This window comes from Streptomyces sp. NBC_00237, assembly GCF_026342435.1.
Classification (GTDB): domain Bacteria; phylum Actinomycetota; class Actinomycetes; order Streptomycetales; family Streptomycetaceae; genus Streptomyces.
In genome coordinates this window covers 2,476,669-2,493,305 of record NZ_JAPEMT010000002.1, presented here as the reverse complement: position 1 = coordinate 2,493,305, position 16,637 = coordinate 2,476,669, and the positions used below count along the sequence as shown (strand labels likewise).

Below are 16,637 nucleotides of genomic sequence, written 5' to 3'. Positions count from 1 at the left end.
GGGAGCGGGGATTGGGGTCGGCCGGCTTGGTTTGTCGGTCAGACCCGGCCGGGTACGGTCCACCGGCCCCGGTCATCGTAGCGACGAGTTGTCGGTTCCCTCGCGCGGGGGCCTCCGGTGTGATCAAACAGGCAGTCAAACGGCCACGGACGGGCTATCGGGGCCCGTCGAGAGCCCGGCTCGGTCGTTTTCGGCGTCCGGCACGGTCCGGGCGAGCCGCCCCCGGGCCAGCCGGCGCAGCTCGTCGGCGGCCACGGCCCGCTCCTCGTCCGGCTCGTTGCCCAGCCGGAAGCGGATTCCGGCGAGGACCTGGTCGAGCTGCTCGCCCGGCGCGAAGCCGTCCAGGCAGATCACGAAGGCGTGCCCGAACCGGCTCTCGTACGCCGCGTGCGCGGCCCGTAGCGCGGTGTGCGCGGCGGACGGCGTGTCGGCGGCGGGGCGGGGCGGAATCTCGCAGGCCAGCGCGTCGGCGATCTCCGCGACGGACAGGTCGTACGACGCCTCGTCGGCGGCGGCGAGCAGTGCGCCCAGATCGGGGTAGGGGCGGTGTGCGGCCAGGCGCTCGGCCCATCTGCGGCTGCGGCAGCAGGTGAGCAGGGCGGCCTCGGCGTCCCGCACGGGGGCCTCGTTGAACCGGTCCAGGGGGGACGGGTGTGCCGGGCCGCCACGGCCGCTCGTTGTAAGGAAGACGGAGGGGTGCAGCGTGACTCCTTGGGCGGGCGGTGGCCGAAGAAGGTCGGCCGGATCGGTCCTGTGGCGGGGGGCGGTAAAGGCTAGCGAGGACAGTGATGAAGCGACCGACGAATGCACGAATTTCATCCGAACGGGAGGGTTTATGTGCGCGCGGTAGACGGTTCGGACCCCGGTAGCTCGTACTTTTGAGTGGGCTGGGTGCGGTTTGTGACACAAGCGAAAGTTGGGCACGGATGAGCAATTTCCGAGGGCCGCAGGACTCGCGGGACCCGCAGGAACCGCAGGAACCGCAGGAACCGCAGGAACCGCAGAATCCGGCGGCGCACACGCACCGGGCGGGCGCGCGCGGTGCGGGCGCGCGCCGGGCGGGTTCGGGCCGGGCGGGAGCGCGCCGGGTGGGTTCGGGTGCGCACCGCGCCGCCGTCCGCCGTGCGCCGCGCGGGGTGCTGGTGGCCGGGGCGGTCGTGGTGCTCGCCACCGCGACGACGGTCACGGTGGCCGCCTGGCCGAGCGGACCGCAGCAGCCGCAGACGGGGACCGGACGGACCTCGGCCGCCACCCCCTCCGGTACGTCCGCCCCGAAGGCGACCGGCGACGACGCGAAGCCGCCCGCCCCGCCGACCCCGGCCGCCGCCCCGACCCGCCCGGTGGACGGACCGCCGCGCACCATCCCCTTCGTACGGGACGTGAAGGAGGCCAGGGGCACCGGCTGGCGGCCCTCCGCCGCCACCCGGGTCGTCGTCGCGGCGGGCAGCGAGAAGGCCCTCGCGGACGAGGGCAGGCTGCTCGCGGGAGAGCTGAAGAAGGGGTACGCGCAGGGAGTGGCGGCCCGCCCGGGGGACGTGGAGCTCGCGATGGGTGTGCCCGGTGCGCCCGAGTCGTACACCGTGACCACCTCCGGCGGGAAGGTCCGGATCACCGGCGGCGACGAGGCGGGCGTCTTCTACGGCACCCGCACCCTCAAGCAGGCCGTCCGCTCCGGCGGCGGGCTCGCGGAGGGCGTGCTCAAGGACGCCCCGGCCAAGCCCCACCGCGGATTCGCGCTCGACACGGCCCGCAAGCACTTCGACGCGGCGTGGATCGAGGACCGCATCCGCGAGATGGGCGACCTCAAGCTGAACGAGTTCGGCCTGCACTTCTCCGACGACCAGGGCTTCCGGATCGCCTCCGACACGCACCCCGAGATCGTCTCCAAGGACCACCTGAGCAAGGCCGAGATCCGCCGCATCGTCGCCCTCGCCGCGTCCCGGCACATCCGCGTGGTTCCCGAGATCGACTCGCCGGGACATCTGGGCGCGGTCATCGCGGCACACCCCGGACTCCAGCTCCGCAGCGTCTCGGGGAAGGCGTCGCGGGGTGCGGTCGACATCGCGCAGCCCAAGGCGGCCAAGATCGTCGACGAGCTGCTCGCCGAGTACGCGGACCTCTTCCCGGGGTCGTACTGGCACCTGGGCGGCGACGAGTACCGCGCGCTGACGGTGTCCGACCCGGAGGCGACGTATCCGCAGCTCACCCGGGCCGCACGCGCCAAGCACGGCTCCCGGGCCCGGGTCCAGGACCTCGCGACGAGCTGGCTGAACGACCGGGCGGCGGTGGTCCGGAAGAAGGGCAAGTCGAACATCCGGGCCTGGAACGACGGCTACTTCGCGGGCGGCGTCGTGGACGCGCCGAAGTCCCGCGAGGTCGCGTACTGGACGGGCAAGGAGATCGGCGCGCGCAAGCCGACGGAGTACTTGCGCGAGGGCCGCAAGGTCCTGAACGTCAACGACGAGTACCTCTACTACGTGCTCGGCGAGCCCAACACCTTCACCTACCCGACCGGCCGCCGCATCTACGACGAGTGGACCCCGCGCGTCCTGCGGCACAGTGACGCCGTTCCGGCGCGTTACGACGCGCAGATCACGGGAGGGCAGCTCGCGGTCTGGTGCGACTACCACAACGCGCAGACGCAGGCCCAGGTGGCGAAGGGCGTGCGGCTGCCGTTGCGCGCGGTCGCGCAGAAGCTGTGGGACCCGAGGAAGCCGGGGCTCGACTGGGAGGGGTTCAAGGGGCTGGCGGGGAAGGTGGGGTAGCCGGGCCGGGCTCCTCGCCCGCTTTCGTCCGCTATCGGAATGATGTGGACATGCGGTGAAGGGCCGTGTAGGTTCCGCGTACGGCCGCCTTCCCGGCGGCCGTACGTGCGTCCGCGACGCACCGATTCGCGCCGCGCCCGTGGGGGGCCTCCATGACCGACACCTCGTATCCCGGCCCCGGAGGGTCGCAGCAGCAGGGCCCGTACGGCTCGTACGGGCAGCAGGCCCCGTACGGGCAGCCCGGCGGCTCGTACGGGCAGCCGAGCCCCTACGGTCAGCCCGGCCCCTACGGTCAGCCCGGTCCGTACGGACAGCAGCCGCCCGCCTATGTCGTGCCTCCCGCCCCGCCCCTCCTGTACAGGCTCCGCGGGCTCGCCGTCGCGGTGGCGGTGCTGCTCGGCGTGACGGCCCTGGTGGACCTCGGCTCGCTCGCGACGAGCGTCCGGCTCCTCGGCATGGTCGGCTCCCTGGACGCGGACCCCGGCCGCTACTCGGAGCGGGAGTGGGACGTCGCCGACGCGCTGTACCGGGCCTCGGGGGTGGCCCAGTTCGCCCTGTACGTCGCTGTCGGCGTCTGCTTCCTCGTGTGGTTCCACCGGGCCCGCCGCAACGCCGACGTCTTCGACCCGAACGGCCACGGGTTGGCGCCGGGCTGGGCGATCGGGGCCTGGTTCGTCCCCTTCGCGAACCTGTGGCTGCCGTGCCGGGTGGCCCTCGACACCTGGCGGTCGAGCGCGCCCGCCGACCCGGTGGGCCTGCGGCCCGTGCGGATCTCGGCCGCGGCCGTGTACGCCTGGTGGTGGGTGTGGACCGGCGGCGCGCTGGTGGGCCGGGTGGCCGGCGCCCTGGACAGGGGGGCCGAGACGCCGGAGGAGGTCCGCGTCGCGCTCGTTCTGATGCTGGTCTCCGACGCCGTGGACATCGTCGCCGCCGTCCTCGCGATCCTCTTCGTGCGGAAGCTGACCCGCATGCAGGACGCCAAGGCCGGAAGGACATTTCCGGTCGGATCACCGGTGTGATTCTGGCCGCAGTCCTGCTTCGATGGTCATGACCCCCCGTCATGTGGGCACAATGTGCCAGGACTGTGGTGGATACGTGCGCAACTGGCTGTTCCGGCAAAGTCCGGGTGAGGCTTGAGCCTCTTGAGGTCAACGCGTGGGGGGAGTGGGAAACATGGGTTTCTGGGGTTACTTCGTCGTAGGGAAGAACACCGGGCCGCTCTCGGAGCTGGAAGCATTGGCCGAGGTCAGACAGGATCTGGCGCTCTATGACGAGCGCGTGGGCGGCTGGCAGGTCTGGGAGCGTCCGAGCGAGCCCGAGGTCGGCGACATGGGTGCGCTGGCGCGCGGCGTGTGCCGGGACACCGGGGCGCCGGCGCTGTTCGCGTTCGTCATGGGCAGCGACTGCGTGGTCATCGAGGCCGCGTCGCCGGAAGGTGGTTCGTGGTTCGCGTGTCTGGGCCGCGAGGCGATGGCCGAGTACCTGAAGGCGGACGGGCTGCTCCTGGAGGACCTGTTCCTGTCGGCCGAGGACGCGGCGGAGAAGGCCGTGTCCTGGGCGGCGGAGGCGGGCAAGACCGTCGATCTGGAGCCGTTGACGACGGTGCTGAAGGCGGAGGCGGACCCGCTGGCCGAGGAACTGTTCGGGTACTTCCTGGACGTACTGGGCCTGGAGCGTCGGCAGTGACGTTCCGGCAGTACCGGCACTGATGTTCCGGCGCTGATGTTCCGGCAGTGATGTTTCGGCGGTGACGTTCCGGCAGGGGCGGGGCGGGGCGGGTGCGGTGACGTGACGTTGCGTCACCGGGTTCGGCCCCGCCGCCCTGCGTGCCGTCGTGCTGCCGTCGCGGATGTACCGAAGGCGCCGGTGTGACGCAATGCGCCTCCGGTACGCAGACGGAAGCAGAGAGTCCGCACCCGGCGGACCGAACTGCCGCCGCGCCGGGGCGGACCAAGCCCCCGAGGGGGCCGGGGAAGTGCCCGCCCGTACCCGGGGCCGAGGAGGACGCGTGAGCCTGCCGACGGTCGACCTGACCGACCGGATCTCCCGTGCCGACGAGCGCGCGCTCGCTGTGAGCGCGCTCGCCTGCCTGGACCGCTGCCTGCCGATGCTGGAATACGTGAACTATGCGGAATACGTGAACTATGCGGAATACGCGGAATCCGCCGAGTACACAGCCGGGGTCACCGTCGACACGGATGCCGCGCTGCGTCCGCTCTGGGAGGCGGCCGAGGGCGGCGAGGAGTGGCTCGGCAGGCTCCGGTCGGCCGCCGCCGTTCTCGTACGGGCGGTCGCCCGCGCCGACTCGGGACCGGTGGCGGTACTGCGCCGCGCCGCGGCGGTGCCGCGTGTCTACGCGGCGGACGAACTGCGCGTCTGGGCCGGGGAGTGCTCGGCCGCGGCCCTCTCCGTACACCGGTACCTGGACGGCGACCGGGACGGCGGGCCGCTGGCCACCGGCGAACTGCGCCGCCAGGAGCGGCTGCTCGACCTGCTGGCCGGGGACGGCGACGGGCTGCGGGCGGCGTTCGTACAGTCGACGGAGGGCAAGCGCGTGCTGCGGGCCGCGGCGGCGCGCAGGGCGCGGCGCGCCTGAGCCGTGGGGGCGGGGTGCCCGGAGGCGGAACACCTGAGCGCGGAGGCTTCGGAGCCGGAAGGGCAGCCGGGGCCGCCACCCCCCACAGGAGTGACCCCGGCCGCCAATCCGTACGGGCTGTGCGACGAGCCCGTACCCCCTACTGCGCCGCGAGTGCGTTTTCTGTCACACCTCGGTGAGTCAGCAGGTCGTTGCAGGTTGTACAAGCCATGGACTAATCGCCCGTCGGCGTCGTAGCGTGCACATTCGCGCTGGGGCGGGTGCAAGTGGTGCACGTGGTGCACTCGGGGGGACCGGCAACGAGGACCAGCATCGACTGGGGAGCGCCAGCATCGGCTGGGGACAGGTTGAGAAGAGTGCTGGGGGACGACGCGGAGCTGACCGCCGCGGTGCTCGCGGCACAGGACGGGAACGAACAGGCGTTCCGGACTGTGTACCGCGCCGTGCATCCACGGCTTTTGGGCTACATACGCACACTGGTCGGCGAACCGGACGCGGAGGACGTCGCGTCCGAGGCATGGCTCCAGATAGCCCGTGACCTGGACCGCTTCCACGGCGACGCGGACCGGTTCCGGGGCTGGGCGGCCCGGATCGGCCGCAATCGGGCGCTCGACCACATCCGGATGCGGGGCCGCCGTCCCGCCGTGGGCGGCGACGACACCGAACTCGCCGACGAACCGGCCGCCTCCGACACGGCTGGCGAGGCGCTGGAGTCCCTCGCCACCGGCCGGACCATGGCGCTCATCGCGCAGCTGCCGCAGGACCAGGCAGAGGCCGTGGTGCTGCGTGTCGTCGTCGGGCTCGACGCGAAGAGCGCCGCGAAGACGCTCGGGAAGCGGCCGGGAGCCGTTCGTACGGCGGCCCACCGGGGGCTGAAGAGGCTGGCGGAGCTGTTGGGCGGGGCGGGGGGCGACGGTCCGGGCGAGGGGGCAGGGGAGGAGCCGGTGGACGGTCTTGACGGGCTGCTGGACGTCGTACCGCCGCAGCGGGTCAGACGGTGTGCGGGGGCGGGAGCCGGGACGATGACGCAGGGCCCGGGTGTGACGCAATCACGCGCGCGGACGCAGAGGGAAACGTGATGGCCGACGAGCGCTACGAGTGGCTTGACGAGGCGACGGCGGAACGGCTGCTGCGCGGCGAGGCTGACGAGGGCGTGCCGGGCGGGGGTCGGGGCGGGGCCGGGGCCGGGAGGCCGGGAGCCGCTGAACTCGCCGCTGCGCTGGAGGAGCTGCGTTCCGGGGCTGCGGCTTCCGGGGCTGCGGCTTCCGGCTCCGGCTCGGCTTCCCGCTCGGCTTCCGGCTCGGCTTCCGGCTCGGCTGCTGCTTCCGCGTACGGGGCCGAGTCTTCGGGTGAGGCGGACGCGCTGGCCGCGTTCCGGGAGTCCCGCTGTGTCGCGTCCGCCCGCCGTCGCTCCCGGTGGGGGCGTCCGCTGCGGCTGGGCCTGGTCACCGTCCTCGCGGCCGGTGCGCTGGGCGGCGTCGCCGTGGCCGCCGGTACGGGAGTGCTGCACGGCCACTTCCCGTTCGGCCCCGCCGAACCCGAGCCCGCCTCGTCCGTGTCGGTGGCGGGCCCTGAGGTCGAGGAGCCCCAGGGCGCCGATCCGGAATCCCGCAAGAGCCCCGATCCGGAACGTACGGGAACGCCTGAGGAACCGACGGACGGCGGCACGCCGGAACCCGGTGACGGCGACTCCTCCGACGGCAGGCGTACGAGTGCGGGCGGCACCGGAGCGAGCCCCGACGGTTCGGAACCCCCCGGTGGCGGCTCGAAGGGCACCGGAACCCACCCGGGAGCCGATTCCGGAACCTCGTCCACCGACCCCTCGGGCGGCAAGGACCCCGACACCTCCCAGGGCTCCGGCGGCAAGGACGCTCCCCCCAAGAACTGGCAGCAGCGCACGCTCAAGGCGTGCCGCGACTACCGGGCCAACCGTCTCCCTGACCATGTGAAGCAGTACCTGGAGACCCAGGCGAAGGGCTCCGACGGCATCAGCCGCTTCTGCGACCACCTCCTCGACGGGGGCGGGAAGGGGGACGGGAACGGCGCCTCGCCCCCGCGCCCTGGAGGCGGCGGCAATCACGGCCCCGGCAGCGGAAACGGAACGGGCCCCGGCGGCGGAAACGGAAGCGAAAGCGGTGGCGGTGGCAAGGACGAGAACGACGGATCGGGCGACGACGGCAAGGACAGCGGCGACAGGGCTTCCGGTGGCCGGGGCAAGGGCCACCGAGGCCCGAACGGCACGTACCGGAACGCCGCCAGCAGCTCCCTGAGCAGCACCTTTGAGGGGCTCGCCCCGGCCTTCGCATCCGTTGTCGTCCCCGCCCACCGCAGCGCGGTGACACCTCTCGTGGAACGGGTTCCGGCTCAGGTGTGACGTTTTCCGGGCCGGTGACGCTGTAGTGAATGTGCCGACTGGTCATCGGCCGCGCATGAGCCGGGGTTCCCCCCGTACCTACGGCTCTGCGCACCTGGCGCGGGCGGGATTCGTTCCCCCGGTCCCGTCCGCGCCTCTTTCTCCCTCACCCCGTGTGTTGACACATCCGAGCCCCGCGGCTTGTAATGAGCGCCGTGCAGCGCGGTCCCGGCCACAGAGCAGTGGGCAGGCCGGAGACCGAGCCAGCACCTTCTCCGTAAAGGGCGAACGCGATGAGTCCCGACTCCGACGCACCTTTCAGCACCTGACGCCGTCCTTCCGCGTCCCCCGCTCCCCCTCTTCCTCTTCCTCTTCTTCCTTCTTCACTCCTCCGCGCCGCACGAGCGCACCCGTTCAGGAGATGTCGATACCACATGTCGTCCGCAGTCACGCCGTCCGCAGCAGAGCCCTTCAACTTCAACCAATGGGTCATCGACGAGTTCCGCGCCCACGAGGGACAGGTGGGTGGCCCCTTCGAGGGCGGTGACCTGCTCCTCCTCACCACCGTCGGTGCGAAGTCCGGCAAACGGCACACCGTCCCGCTCGGCTACGCCCGTACCGAGGACGGCCGACTCCTCGTCACCGGATCGAACATGGGTGCCCCCGAGCACCCCGCCTGGTACCACAACGTGCTCGCCCACCCCTCCGTACAGGTGGAGGTCGGCACGACGTCCTTCGGCGCGGTCGCCGTCCCGGCCGAGGGCGAGCGCCGCGACCGGCTCTTCGAGAGGATCGTGTGTTCGGCCCCCGGTTACGCCGACTACCAGGCGCAGACCACCCGCACCCTCCCGGTGGTCGTCCTGGAGCGGGCCGATGCCGATCCCGTCGGTCCCACCCCCGGCTAGCGCGCGGCGGCGGCACTTCGGGCGCTGAACAGGCCCAGGGACCTGTCCAGGTCACCGGCTTCATCGCCTTCACCGCTTTCACCGCCTTCATCGCACGAAGTGCCGCCCCCGGCCCACCCCAGATACTCGTCCGGCCGTACGAGGAAGAGCCCGTCACCGTACGCGGGCACGGTCGGAACCCGCAGGGTCCTGAGCCATTCCCCCTCCCGCGCATCCAGGTCCCACCCCGGCGCCGCCCTCCCCACGGCCAGCAGTGTGAAGTGCGGTCCCCGGAACGCGTCGAACAGCCGCCCGCCCCCGGCGATCCGCGCGTCCGGCGCACGGTCGCCCGCCTCCAGCGCCCCGGCCGCCCCCGACGACAGCGGACCGCCCCGGTACCCGAGTCCCAACTGCTGTGTGGTCGCGCCGCGTTGCTGCTGGCCCCGGTGTACCTGCGTGCTCAGCCCGAGCATCTGCGCCGCGATGGGCCGCCGCTCCTGCTCGTACGTGTCGAGGAGTGCGGGATCGGCTCCGTACCGCAGCACCTGGCCGCGCTTCCAGCCCAGGTTGTACGCGTCCTGCACCGAGGTGTTGAGGCCCTGGCCGCCCGCCGGGGAGTGGACGTGTGCGGCGTCCCCGGCGAGGAAGACGCGGCCTTCGCGGAACCGGTCGGACGATCGGCCACGTCATCGAGGAGCAGTCGATGGGCCCGGCCCCGGGAGCGGCTCCAGAGGAGGGCTACGACCTCACCGCCCGCGCGGAACGGCTCGCCGCGTACCCGCTGGCGGCTCAGTCGGGCCCGGTCATCTTCGCGGGCGCGGACGAGGGCTTCGAGCTGGGGCTGCGGGCGGTGGTGGTGGGGGTCGGAGGGGTTCTGCGCGGCGGCGCGGGCCACCAGGACGAGTGATCGCGAGCGGCGGGCATCGGCAGGGAGCTGTCCGGGGACCAGTTCCTCGATGGCGATCCCGAGGGCTGAAGCCGCTTCACCGTTTGACCCGCCCCCGCACCCGCACCGCGAGCACCGCGTAGCCCACCAGGACGGGTTCGGGTCGGGGCCATGCCGGGGGGCAAGTCGGTCGCGGCGTAGGGCAGTTACGGCTGAGGCTTCCCCCCTCGTGCGCGAACTCAGCAGCGAATTCCGCGTCGAACGAGTCCACTTGGGTAACGAGCCCACAGGAAAGCGTGTGTGGTTCGTGCTCAGGGAACGCGTGCTCAAGGAACAGGCCCGTACGGCGGGGCGACCCCTGCCGACACGGGCACCGTGCGCGGGAGGGGTGGCCGACAGTGGTGGTGCGCAAGAGAACCCGAGCCGCAGCCGCAGCGTGCGCGGCCCTGGCCCTCACCGGCCTCCTGCTGCACACCGGGCACTGGTTCGTCGTGGCCTGCATGGGAGTGCTCGTCTTCATGGGTGCGGCCCTGGCCCTCCTCCCGTCCAGGCACCTGCTCACCACCAAGGAACTCCAGACCCTCAGCCCCACCACGGAACGGGTGTTCCTCGGCCTGCGTCTCCTCGCCATGGCCCTCCTCGCGGTCGGAGCGGTCTTCAGCGCCGTCGACGGGGACTTCGCCCAGGCCGCCAACTCCGCCGCCCTCGCCTTCTTCACCCTCGCGGCGGGGCTGCATTCCACGGACCTCAGGGGCGGGTCCCCGGAGTCGGCGAAGCGGGGCGAGGGGGAGGAGGGCCCCGGATGAGCCTGCTGCGACGCGTCTACGGCACGGCCCTTCCCCTTCTGCCCGTCCTCGGCATGGCCGTTCTGATCCAGACGGCCTGGCAGCTCGGGCCCGACGCCCTCTGGGGCAAAGTCCTCGTCTCCCTGGGGCTGTTCGGTGCGGCCTGGCTCTTCGTGTGGCTGCGCTGGGGCGGTCCTGGCCCGCCGATGGACCTGGAAGAGGTCACGCTGCGCTTCCGGCGCGAGAACTCGGCCACCGGCGAATGGGTGCGGCTGGTGATCCCCGTGAGGACCAGAGGTCTCCCGGGCGGCATTCACTACCTCGGCTTCACCGACCGTACGGTCACCGCCTTCACGTACGACGCCACGACCGACACCGTCACCCGGCTCTGGCGTGCCGAGCGGAAGACCGTCGCCCTGCGCGGCAGGCGCGTCGTTGTCGCGGAGGGCGAGCCGTCCGAGCGGCGCGTGCTCATCCCGCTCGGGCTGCGCGGAGACGTCGAGTACTGGGACCACACCTCCCGGTGCCGTCGGCGAACCTAGCCACGGAGGGTGAACGCGGGGAGGGTCGAGCAGGCGCGCACGGGAGCTGAGTTGCCGCAGGTGAGGGGCGGACGGTTGAGCTCGCAGCGGTTCTACGGAGCGTCACGGAAAGTGATTGCGCTGCCGCCGCGGGGGTACGTCACAAGCAGACGTGGTGGGGCGGCTTGGGACCTTGGCAGCTCCTGACGGAGCGCGCGCCGAAGAGTGCAGACGTGTCCGTCTCCCGGTGGAAGCGATCAGTGCATACCTGTGGTGCGCTCCCCGGGTGGCGCGGCACGATGGGGCACAGCGGCAGGCGCCTTGGGACAACGAGGTACGGATCATGTTCGAAGATTCCGGGGTCTTCTGTGAGATCGAGGTTCGCAGGAGTGGGGCCATGACGGTGGCCGTGCTCCGGGGGGAGCTGGACTTGTCGGCCGCCCATCAGGTCGGTCCCGTCCTCGTCCGTCTCGTCGACGGGCCGGGCACGGACCTGGTGCTCGACCTGCGGCAGGTGAGCTTCCTCGACTGCGGGGGCATCGGCATGCTGTGCCGGGTCCGGAACCAGGCCCTGGCGCGGCAGGGACGGCTGCGGCTCGTCGTCGACAGCCCCTTCCTCCTGCGCACCCTGCGCGTTCTGGGGCTCGAAGGGCCTCTCGGGGTGATGCCCGGCCTCGACCGGGATCCGGCGCGGGCTTCGGCGGAGGCATCCGGCTGATCCCTTCCGGGCGACTCCCGCCCGGCGGCCCGCTCCGGGCGGGTAGGCCCGGGGCGGACACTCGGCCCTGCGTGGCGCGGCCTCAGCCCCCCGTCGTGCGGAACCTCCGCTGCACCCGTCGGGCCCGCCGCGCCATCCTCCGCACCGCCTCGTTGCGCGGCAGGAACGCCAGCTGCTGCGGCACCGCCCCCGGCAGCGCCAGGGCCGTCAGGCGACGGCGCTTGAAGTAGCGGCGGGTGTGTGCGGAGAGGTGGGAGAGCAAGTAGCCCTCGGCGCGCGTGCGTTGGGCGCTCAGCACCTGCGGCTGCATCGCGAAGCCGACGGCCGCCAGCAGTGCGCTCAGCTCGCCGAGGGGCGGCGGGGTGCGCGCGGTCGTCGCCTCCAGGTCCGGGAGGAGTGCGTCGGCGAGGGTCACCGGGATGCGGTTGCTGTTCTCGTACGGGGTGAGGCGTTCGAGGAGCGTGTCCGTGCCGACGCGCGCCACCGGGATGCCGTAGAAGGTGTGCGCGGTGAGCAGCGCCGTCGAGAAGCAGCCGACGACCAGGGCGGGGCGCAGTCGGCGGAAGAGGACCTCGGCGAGGAGGGGGGAGTCGAAGACCGTGAGGTGTGCCCCGAGGGTCTCCGCCTCCGACTCCAGCCGCCGGGACCAGCGGGCCGGTGCGGACGGGTGCGGCTTGAAGACGACACGGCGGTGTCCGCGTGCCACCGCGCCCCTCAACATCCGCACGTGCAGCGCCTCTTCCTCGTCGGGGGTCAGGATGTCGAGTGCGGAGAGGTACTGGCCGAGGAGCAGGGCGGGTGGCTCCTGTTCCGACAAGTCAGCTTCTTCGTAAGGGAGTTCGGTGAGCACCTTCAGGAAGGCGTCCGTCGGGACGACCTCGCCCGGCACGCCGAACTCGCCCAGGAGGAGGGGGCGCAGGCCGGGGACCAGGTCCAGGTGGAGGAGCCTGCGCACCCGGCCGCCCACCAGCGGGTCCAGCTTGTTGCGGGTCGGGCCGTAGCTCATCAGCCCGTCCGCGTACACCTCGATCGGCGCGTCAGGGAAGAGCTGCGCCACGGCCTGCGCGGGGGCCACCTGGATGGATTCCAGTACGAGGGACACGTCGCATCCCTCCAGGCCCCATTCCGCCCTCAACTGCCTTTCCCACAGCGGGACATCGTCCGGGCGAGGGGTCCAGCCGGACGGGTGCAGCGGTGCGATCGCCTCGTTCCAGTCGAGTACGTCGTCGAAGCGCGTGCGCAGCGCGGCGAACCCGGGGGCGTCCGTGAGGGGCGGGGTGGTCTCGGGCGTCGCCGCGTTGTTGCTGGTGAGGAGGATGCGGCGGTCGGCGGGCGGGAACGCGCCGCTGTCGAGGGCGGCGGCGAGGGTGGCCGTGCCGTACAGGGTCGAGGCCAGGAAGAGCTGGACGGTCCTCATGCCGCCACCCCCGCGCCCGTGCCCGGCAGTCCGCGCTTCAGCCGGCGCAGCCGGGTCGCCCGGTCCGTGTCCATCGCGTTCAGGGCGTCCGTCAGAATGCCCTGCGGCATTCTCCGCAGGGCCGCCGCGCTCATCGCCCGCAATTTCCTCGCCACCGCCGGTTCGAACCTGTTCGAGTCGTCCGCACTTCCCAGGTGGTGGGAAATGATCGCGCAATATGTCCGTACTGCTTTCGGGAGAAGGGAACGCGCGTCCGCGTCGCGTGCCGTTTCCGCCAGGACCTGGTCGAATGCCCGGATGAAATCGAGTTGCCTGACGTCGCCGATCTGGGTGAGCGACGAGGCGATTCCGCGCCGGTAGAAGACTCCGAGCAGTCCCACCACCCCGAAGGATTCCGCCTCCCGGTGCAGCCGCCAGATCCACGGCCGGTCCTCCGCCGTCCGCAGTCCGTCCGTGAAGTGCAGGAGACCCCGGTCCAGGAGGCGCCGGTGGTAGATCCCGGCCCAGGCGTACGCGTAGTCCACCGAGGTCGACCGGTCGGCGGGCAGGATCGCGGCGCGCGGCGACAGGGACTCGCCGCGCCGTCCGTGCGGAACGCGCTGCACCGTGCGGGTGCGGCCCGTGCACTGGACGTGGTCCGTGCGGACGAAGTCGCATCCCAAGTCCTCGATGGAGGTGAGGAGTTGGGAGAGGTAGCCGGGGGCGTACCAGTCGTCGCCGTCCAGGAAGGTCAGGTACTCGCCGCGTGCCGCGTCCAGGCCGGTGTTGCGGGCCGTCGCCAGACCGCCGTTGCGTTCGTGTCTGAGGAGGACCGCACCCGGTAGATCACGCTCCGCCCGGGCGAGCAGCTCCGGGGTCTCGTCCGTCGAACAGTCGTCGACGAGAAGGAATTCGAAGTCCTCGCGCGTGTTCGCACGCAGACTTCTCAGGGCATCTGGGGCGTATGTCTGCACGTTGTAGAACGGCACGACGACGGAGAGCTTGACCACACCCGGGACATTAGGGCGCGGGGACGGATGGTGGATGAACTGGCCGTGTCCGGGCGGTGAATCGCTCCGGTATTCGTCATCGAATGGTGTGCGCGGCACGCCTTGTCGGCTCCTGTTAACCCTTTGTTGCCGTCCAGTTGGGCCGACCAGTGGAACCGAACCCTAACTTGTCCGTCGTGCCCACAGTCACGAGTGCAGAAGTTACGAGTGCAGCAGTTACGAGTACAGCATTGAATGGCACGACAAGTGCGCAGAATTCCCTGCGAGTTGCCGTCATCGCGGATTCGGACACCCGCTGGAAATGGGGTGCGCTGACCGCGCGCCGCATTGCCGAGGGGCATGCGGACGCGAAGCTGAGCGGTTTCCTGCTGCGCGGCCGGGCGACTCCGACGCCCCGTCAGTTGTCCGAAGTGGGCGCGGAGTTGAGTGCGCCGCGCGAGGTCACCGGGGCGGAATTCCTGGGGATCGCGGGACGGGAGCCGTACGACGTCATCGTCCTCGCCCTCGTCGGCGGGTCCGTACAGGCCCTGCTGCACGGGCTGGCCGGGCTCTGGCCCCGCCCCGAGCGGCGGCCCGTGCTCGTCACCGGCTATGTGGGCGTCGTCTACGAGAAGCTGGCGGACGGGCTGCTGCTGCGGCACGGCGCGGACGTCGTCCTCGCCAACTCCCCGTACGACGCGCGCCGGTTCAGGGACGTGTACGAGGGCGTGGGTGCGGACGCCTCCGCCGTGACGCTCGCCGCGCTCCCCTTCCTCGGCGGTGAGCCCTACGCGGGCGTCGCCGACGCGGTGGTGTTCGCCGCGCAGCCCTCCGTACCGGAGCGGCGGGCGGACCGGGCCTACCTCCTGCGGCGGCTGGTGCAGCACGCACGGCTGCACCCGGGGCGCGAGGTCGTCCTGAAACTGCGCAGCAAGCCGGGCGAGCACACCACGCACGTGGAAGAACTGCCGTACCAACGCCTGGTCCGCGATCTCGATGCGCCCCCCAACCTCCGCCTCGCGTACGGGCACATGGGCGAGGTCCTCGACCGGACCGGGCTCCTGGTCACCGTCAGCTCCACGGCCGCCCTGGAGTCCCTGCACCGGGGCATCCCGACCGCGATCCTCACCGACCTCGGTGTCCGCGAGCCGCTCGGCAACCACCACTTCCTGGGGTCGGGCTGCCTGACCTCGTGGGACCGGCTCGACGAGGGGCACCGGCCACAGGCGTCGGAGGAGTGGCTGCGGGAGCACGGGGTGGTGTTCGGCCCGGACCCGTACGAGGAGGTCAGGTCGCGCATCGCCGCCCTCCTCTCCGGGCCCCGGCTCCCGCCCGTACAGCCGTACTACACCTCCGCCACCGCCACCGGCTACCTCCCGGGCATCCTCGCCCGCCACCGTCTCGACGAGAGCCCGCCCGCAGAGGTGAGCGGCCTGCGCCGGGTGGTCAGGGACGCGGTCCGGGACGCGGCGCGGGGGGCGTACCGGCACGGGGTGCAGAGGGTCGCACCGGTCATCCGACGTATGGGAGAGCTGTGATGGAGCGCGAGCGCAGGGTCCTGGCGGTCGTCCCGGCCCGGGGCGGCTCCAAGGGAGTGCCCGGGAAGAACCTCGCCGAGGTGGGCGGCGTGCCGCTGGTCGTACGGGCCGTACGGGCCTGCCTGGCCGCACGGCAGGTGACCGAGGTCGTGGTCTCCACGGACGACGAGGCCATCGCGGGCGTGGCCCTGGCCGCCGGGGCGGAGGTGGTGGTGCGGCCGGGCTCCCTGTCCGGCGACACGGCCTCCAGCGAGGCGGCGGTGCTCCATGCGCTGGACGCGGTGGGGGAGGGGGCGGACGTGGTGCTCCTCGTGCAGTGCACGAGCCCCTTCGTCACGGAACAGGACGTGGACGGGGTCGCCTCGGCGGTCCTCGCGGGGGCGGACAGCGCGGTGACGGTCTCCCCCTTCCACGGCTTCGTGTGGCGGGACGCCGGGGTCGGCGTCAACCACGACAAGGCGACCCGGCCCCGTCGGCAGGACAGGCCGCAGGACTTCCTGGAGACCGGGGCCGCGTACGCCATGGACGTCGCCGGGTTCCGCGAGCACCGCCACCGCTTCTTCGGCCGCACCGAACTGGTGCCCACCGACCCCGCCCGCGTCCTCGAAATCGACGACCCGCACGACCTGGCCAGGGCCCGCGCCCTCGCCCCCCTCCTCGACCCGCCCCGGCTCCCGACCCGCCACGACGTCGACGCCCTCGTCATGGACTTCGACGGCACCCAGACCGACGACCGGGTCTGGATCGACGCGGAAGGCCACGAAACCGTCTCCGTGCACAGGGGCGACGGTCTCGGCATCGCCGCCCTGCGCCGCGCCGGGCTCCCGCTCCTCACCCTCTCCACCGAGGTGAACCCCGTCGTCGCCGCCCGCGCCCGCAAGCTCCGCATCCCCGTCCTCCACGGCATCGACCGCAAGGACGCGGCGCTCAAGGAGTGGTGTGCCGAGCAGGCCGTCGACCCCTCCCGGGTCCTCTACGTCGGCAACGACGTCAACGACCTCCCCTGCTTCTCCCTCGTCGGCTGGCCCGTCGCCGTGGCCGACGCCCACGACCACGTGCGGGCCGCCGCCCGCGCCGTGACCTCCACACCCGGCGGGCGCGGAGCGATCCGCGAGATCGCCGCCTGGCTCCTCGGCCCGAGCCTCAACACCCCGCAGAACACCCCTCGCACGACCGACACCCCCAACACCCCGTAAGGACCCCGCA

15 protein-coding genes and 2 pseudogenes are annotated in these 16,637 nt (G+C 72.1%); 13 read left to right on the top strand and 4 right to left on the bottom strand.

What is annotated here, in order from left to right:
* Positions 1-135: 135 nt before the first annotated feature.
* Positions 136-642 (bottom strand): 2-oxo-4-hydroxy-4-carboxy-5-ureidoimidazoline decarboxylase, encoded by a 507-nt coding sequence (locus OG897_RS24810; protein WP_266660467.1) that lies wholly within the window; start codon positions 640-642, stop codon positions 136-138.
* Between the two features lie 284 nt (positions 643-926).
* Between OG897_RS24810 and OG897_RS24805 the strand changes: the two genes are divergently transcribed.
* From OG897_RS24805 to OG897_RS24775, 7 genes and pseudogenes are all read left to right on the top strand, one after another.
* Positions 927-2,765 (top strand): glycoside hydrolase family 20 protein, encoded by a 1,839-nt coding sequence (locus OG897_RS24805; RefSeq protein ID WP_266659446.1) that lies wholly within the window; start codon positions 927-929, stop codon positions 2,763-2,765.
* A 152-nt stretch (positions 2,766-2,917) separates the two neighbouring features.
* Positions 2,918-3,784, top strand: a complete 867-nt coding sequence (locus tag OG897_RS24800) for a DUF4328 domain-containing protein (RefSeq protein ID WP_266659445.1) — start codon at positions 2,918-2,920, stop codon at positions 3,782-3,784.
* Positions 3,785-3,938: 154 nt separating this feature from the next.
* Positions 3,939-4,451 (top strand): hypothetical protein, encoded by a 513-nt coding sequence (locus OG897_RS24795; RefSeq protein ID WP_266659443.1) that lies wholly within the window; start codon positions 3,939-3,941, stop codon positions 4,449-4,451.
* Between the two features lie 322 nt (positions 4,452-4,773).
* Complete coding sequence (locus tag OG897_RS24790; RefSeq protein WP_323188095.1) at positions 4,774-5,361, top strand: hypothetical protein; 588 nt, start codon at positions 4,774-4,776, stop codon at positions 5,359-5,361.
* A 356-nt stretch (positions 5,362-5,717) separates the two neighbouring features.
* A complete protein-coding gene (locus OG897_RS24785) occupies positions 5,718-6,440 on the top strand; it encodes an RNA polymerase sigma factor (protein ID WP_266659441.1) in 723 nt (240 codons plus the stop codon).
* Positions 6,440-7,735 carry a hypothetical protein gene (locus OG897_RS24780; protein ID WP_266659439.1) on the top strand — a complete coding sequence of 432 codons (1,296 nt, stop codon included), beginning with the start codon at positions 6,440-6,442 and terminating at the stop codon, positions 7,733-7,735. Before OG897_RS24785 ends, OG897_RS24780 begins: the two co-directional genes overlap by 1 nt.
* A gap of 413 nt (positions 7,736-8,148) precedes the next feature.
* Positions 8,149-8,595: pseudogene (locus OG897_RS24775) on the top strand (nitroreductase family deazaflavin-dependent oxidoreductase); the annotation flags it as partial.
* Between the two features lie 20 nt (positions 8,596-8,615).
* Here OG897_RS24775 and OG897_RS24770 read toward each other — a convergent pair.
* A pseudogene (locus OG897_RS24770) lies at positions 8,616-9,272 on the bottom strand (FAD-dependent monooxygenase); the annotation flags it as partial.
* Positions 9,273-9,301: 29 nt separating this feature from the next.
* Between OG897_RS24770 and OG897_RS24765 the strand changes: the two are divergent.
* The 4 genes from OG897_RS24765 to OG897_RS24750 all read left to right on the top strand — a co-directional run bounded on the left by OG897_RS24765 (position 9,302) and on the right by OG897_RS24750 (position 11,508).
* The gene (locus OG897_RS24765; RefSeq protein ID WP_266659437.1) at positions 9,302-9,505 is read left to right on the top strand and encodes a hypothetical protein; all 204 of its coding nucleotides are present in this window, start codon (positions 9,302-9,304) and stop codon (positions 9,503-9,505) included.
* 380 nt (positions 9,506-9,885) lie between these two features.
* Positions 9,886-10,290 carry a hypothetical protein gene (locus tag OG897_RS24760; protein WP_266659435.1) on the top strand — a complete coding sequence of 135 codons (405 nt, stop codon included), beginning with the start codon at positions 9,886-9,888 and terminating at the stop codon, positions 10,288-10,290.
* Positions 10,287-10,811: a hypothetical protein gene (locus tag OG897_RS24755; protein WP_266659433.1), complete on the top strand. Its 525-nt coding sequence runs from the start codon at positions 10,287-10,289 to the stop codon at positions 10,809-10,811. Before OG897_RS24760 ends, OG897_RS24755 begins: the two co-directional genes overlap by 4 nt.
* Before the next feature lie 322 nt (positions 10,812-11,133).
* The gene (locus OG897_RS24750; protein WP_266659431.1) at positions 11,134-11,508 is read left to right on the top strand and encodes an STAS domain-containing protein; all 375 of its coding nucleotides are present in this window, start codon (positions 11,134-11,136) and stop codon (positions 11,506-11,508) included.
* An 82-nt stretch (positions 11,509-11,590) separates the two neighbouring features.
* On the opposite strand, the gene OG897_RS24745 is transcribed toward OG897_RS24750, so the two are convergent.
* Together OG897_RS24745 and OG897_RS24740 are read right to left on the bottom strand one after the other, a co-directional pair.
* On the bottom strand, positions 11,591-12,925 hold the full coding sequence (locus OG897_RS24745; protein WP_266659429.1) for an alpha-2,8-polysialyltransferase family protein: 1,335 nt from the start codon (positions 12,923-12,925) through the stop codon (positions 11,591-11,593).
* Positions 12,922-13,914, bottom strand: a complete 993-nt coding sequence (locus OG897_RS24740; RefSeq protein WP_266659427.1) for a glycosyltransferase family 2 protein — start codon at positions 13,912-13,914, stop codon at positions 12,922-12,924. The genes OG897_RS24745 and OG897_RS24740 overlap by 4 nt, the downstream gene beginning before the upstream one ends.
* Before the next feature lie 230 nt (positions 13,915-14,144).
* Between OG897_RS24740 and OG897_RS24735 the strand changes: the two genes are divergently transcribed.
* Both OG897_RS24735 and OG897_RS24730 read left to right on the top strand, forming a co-directional pair.
* Entirely contained in the window at positions 14,145-15,431 is a 1,287-nt protein-coding gene (locus OG897_RS24735) for a DUF6716 putative glycosyltransferase (RefSeq protein WP_266659425.1), read from the top strand.
* Positions 15,431-16,627: an acylneuraminate cytidylyltransferase gene (locus OG897_RS24730; RefSeq protein ID WP_266659423.1), complete on the top strand. Its 1,197-nt coding sequence runs from the start codon at positions 15,431-15,433 to the stop codon at positions 16,625-16,627. Before OG897_RS24735 ends, OG897_RS24730 begins: the two co-directional genes overlap by 1 nt.
* The last annotated feature ends 10 nt before the right edge of the window (positions 16,628-16,637 follow it).

Excerpts from the sequence above, each read along its gene's own strand:
- OG897_RS24805 (WP_266659446.1), top strand. The coding sequence starts at position 927 with ATGAGCAATTTCCGAGGGCCGCAGGACTCGCGGGACCCGCAGGAACCG.
- OG897_RS24800 (WP_266659445.1), top strand. The coding sequence starts at position 2,918 with ATGACCGACACCTCGTATCCCGGCCCCGGAGGGTCGCAGCAGCAGGGC.
- OG897_RS24795 (WP_266659443.1), top strand. The coding sequence starts at position 3,939 with ATGGGTTTCTGGGGTTACTTCGTCGTAGGGAAGAACACCGGGCCGCTC.
- OG897_RS24780 (WP_266659439.1), top strand. The coding sequence starts at position 6,440 with ATGGCCGACGAGCGCTACGAGTGGCTTGACGAGGCGACGGCGGAACGG.
- OG897_RS24765 (WP_266659437.1), top strand. The coding sequence starts at position 9,302 with ATGGGCCCGGCCCCGGGAGCGGCTCCAGAGGAGGGCTACGACCTCACC.
- OG897_RS24755 (WP_266659433.1), top strand. The coding sequence starts at position 10,287 with ATGAGCCTGCTGCGACGCGTCTACGGCACGGCCCTTCCCCTTCTGCCC.
- OG897_RS24750 (WP_266659431.1), top strand. The coding sequence starts at position 11,134 with ATGTTCGAAGATTCCGGGGTCTTCTGTGAGATCGAGGTTCGCAGGAGT.
- OG897_RS24745 (WP_266659429.1), bottom strand. The coding sequence starts at position 12,925 with ATGAGGACCGTCCAGCTCTTCCTGGCCTCGACCCTGTACGGCACGGCC.
- OG897_RS24730 (WP_266659423.1), top strand. The coding sequence starts at position 15,431 with ATGGAGCGCGAGCGCAGGGTCCTGGCGGTCGTCCCGGCCCGGGGCGGC.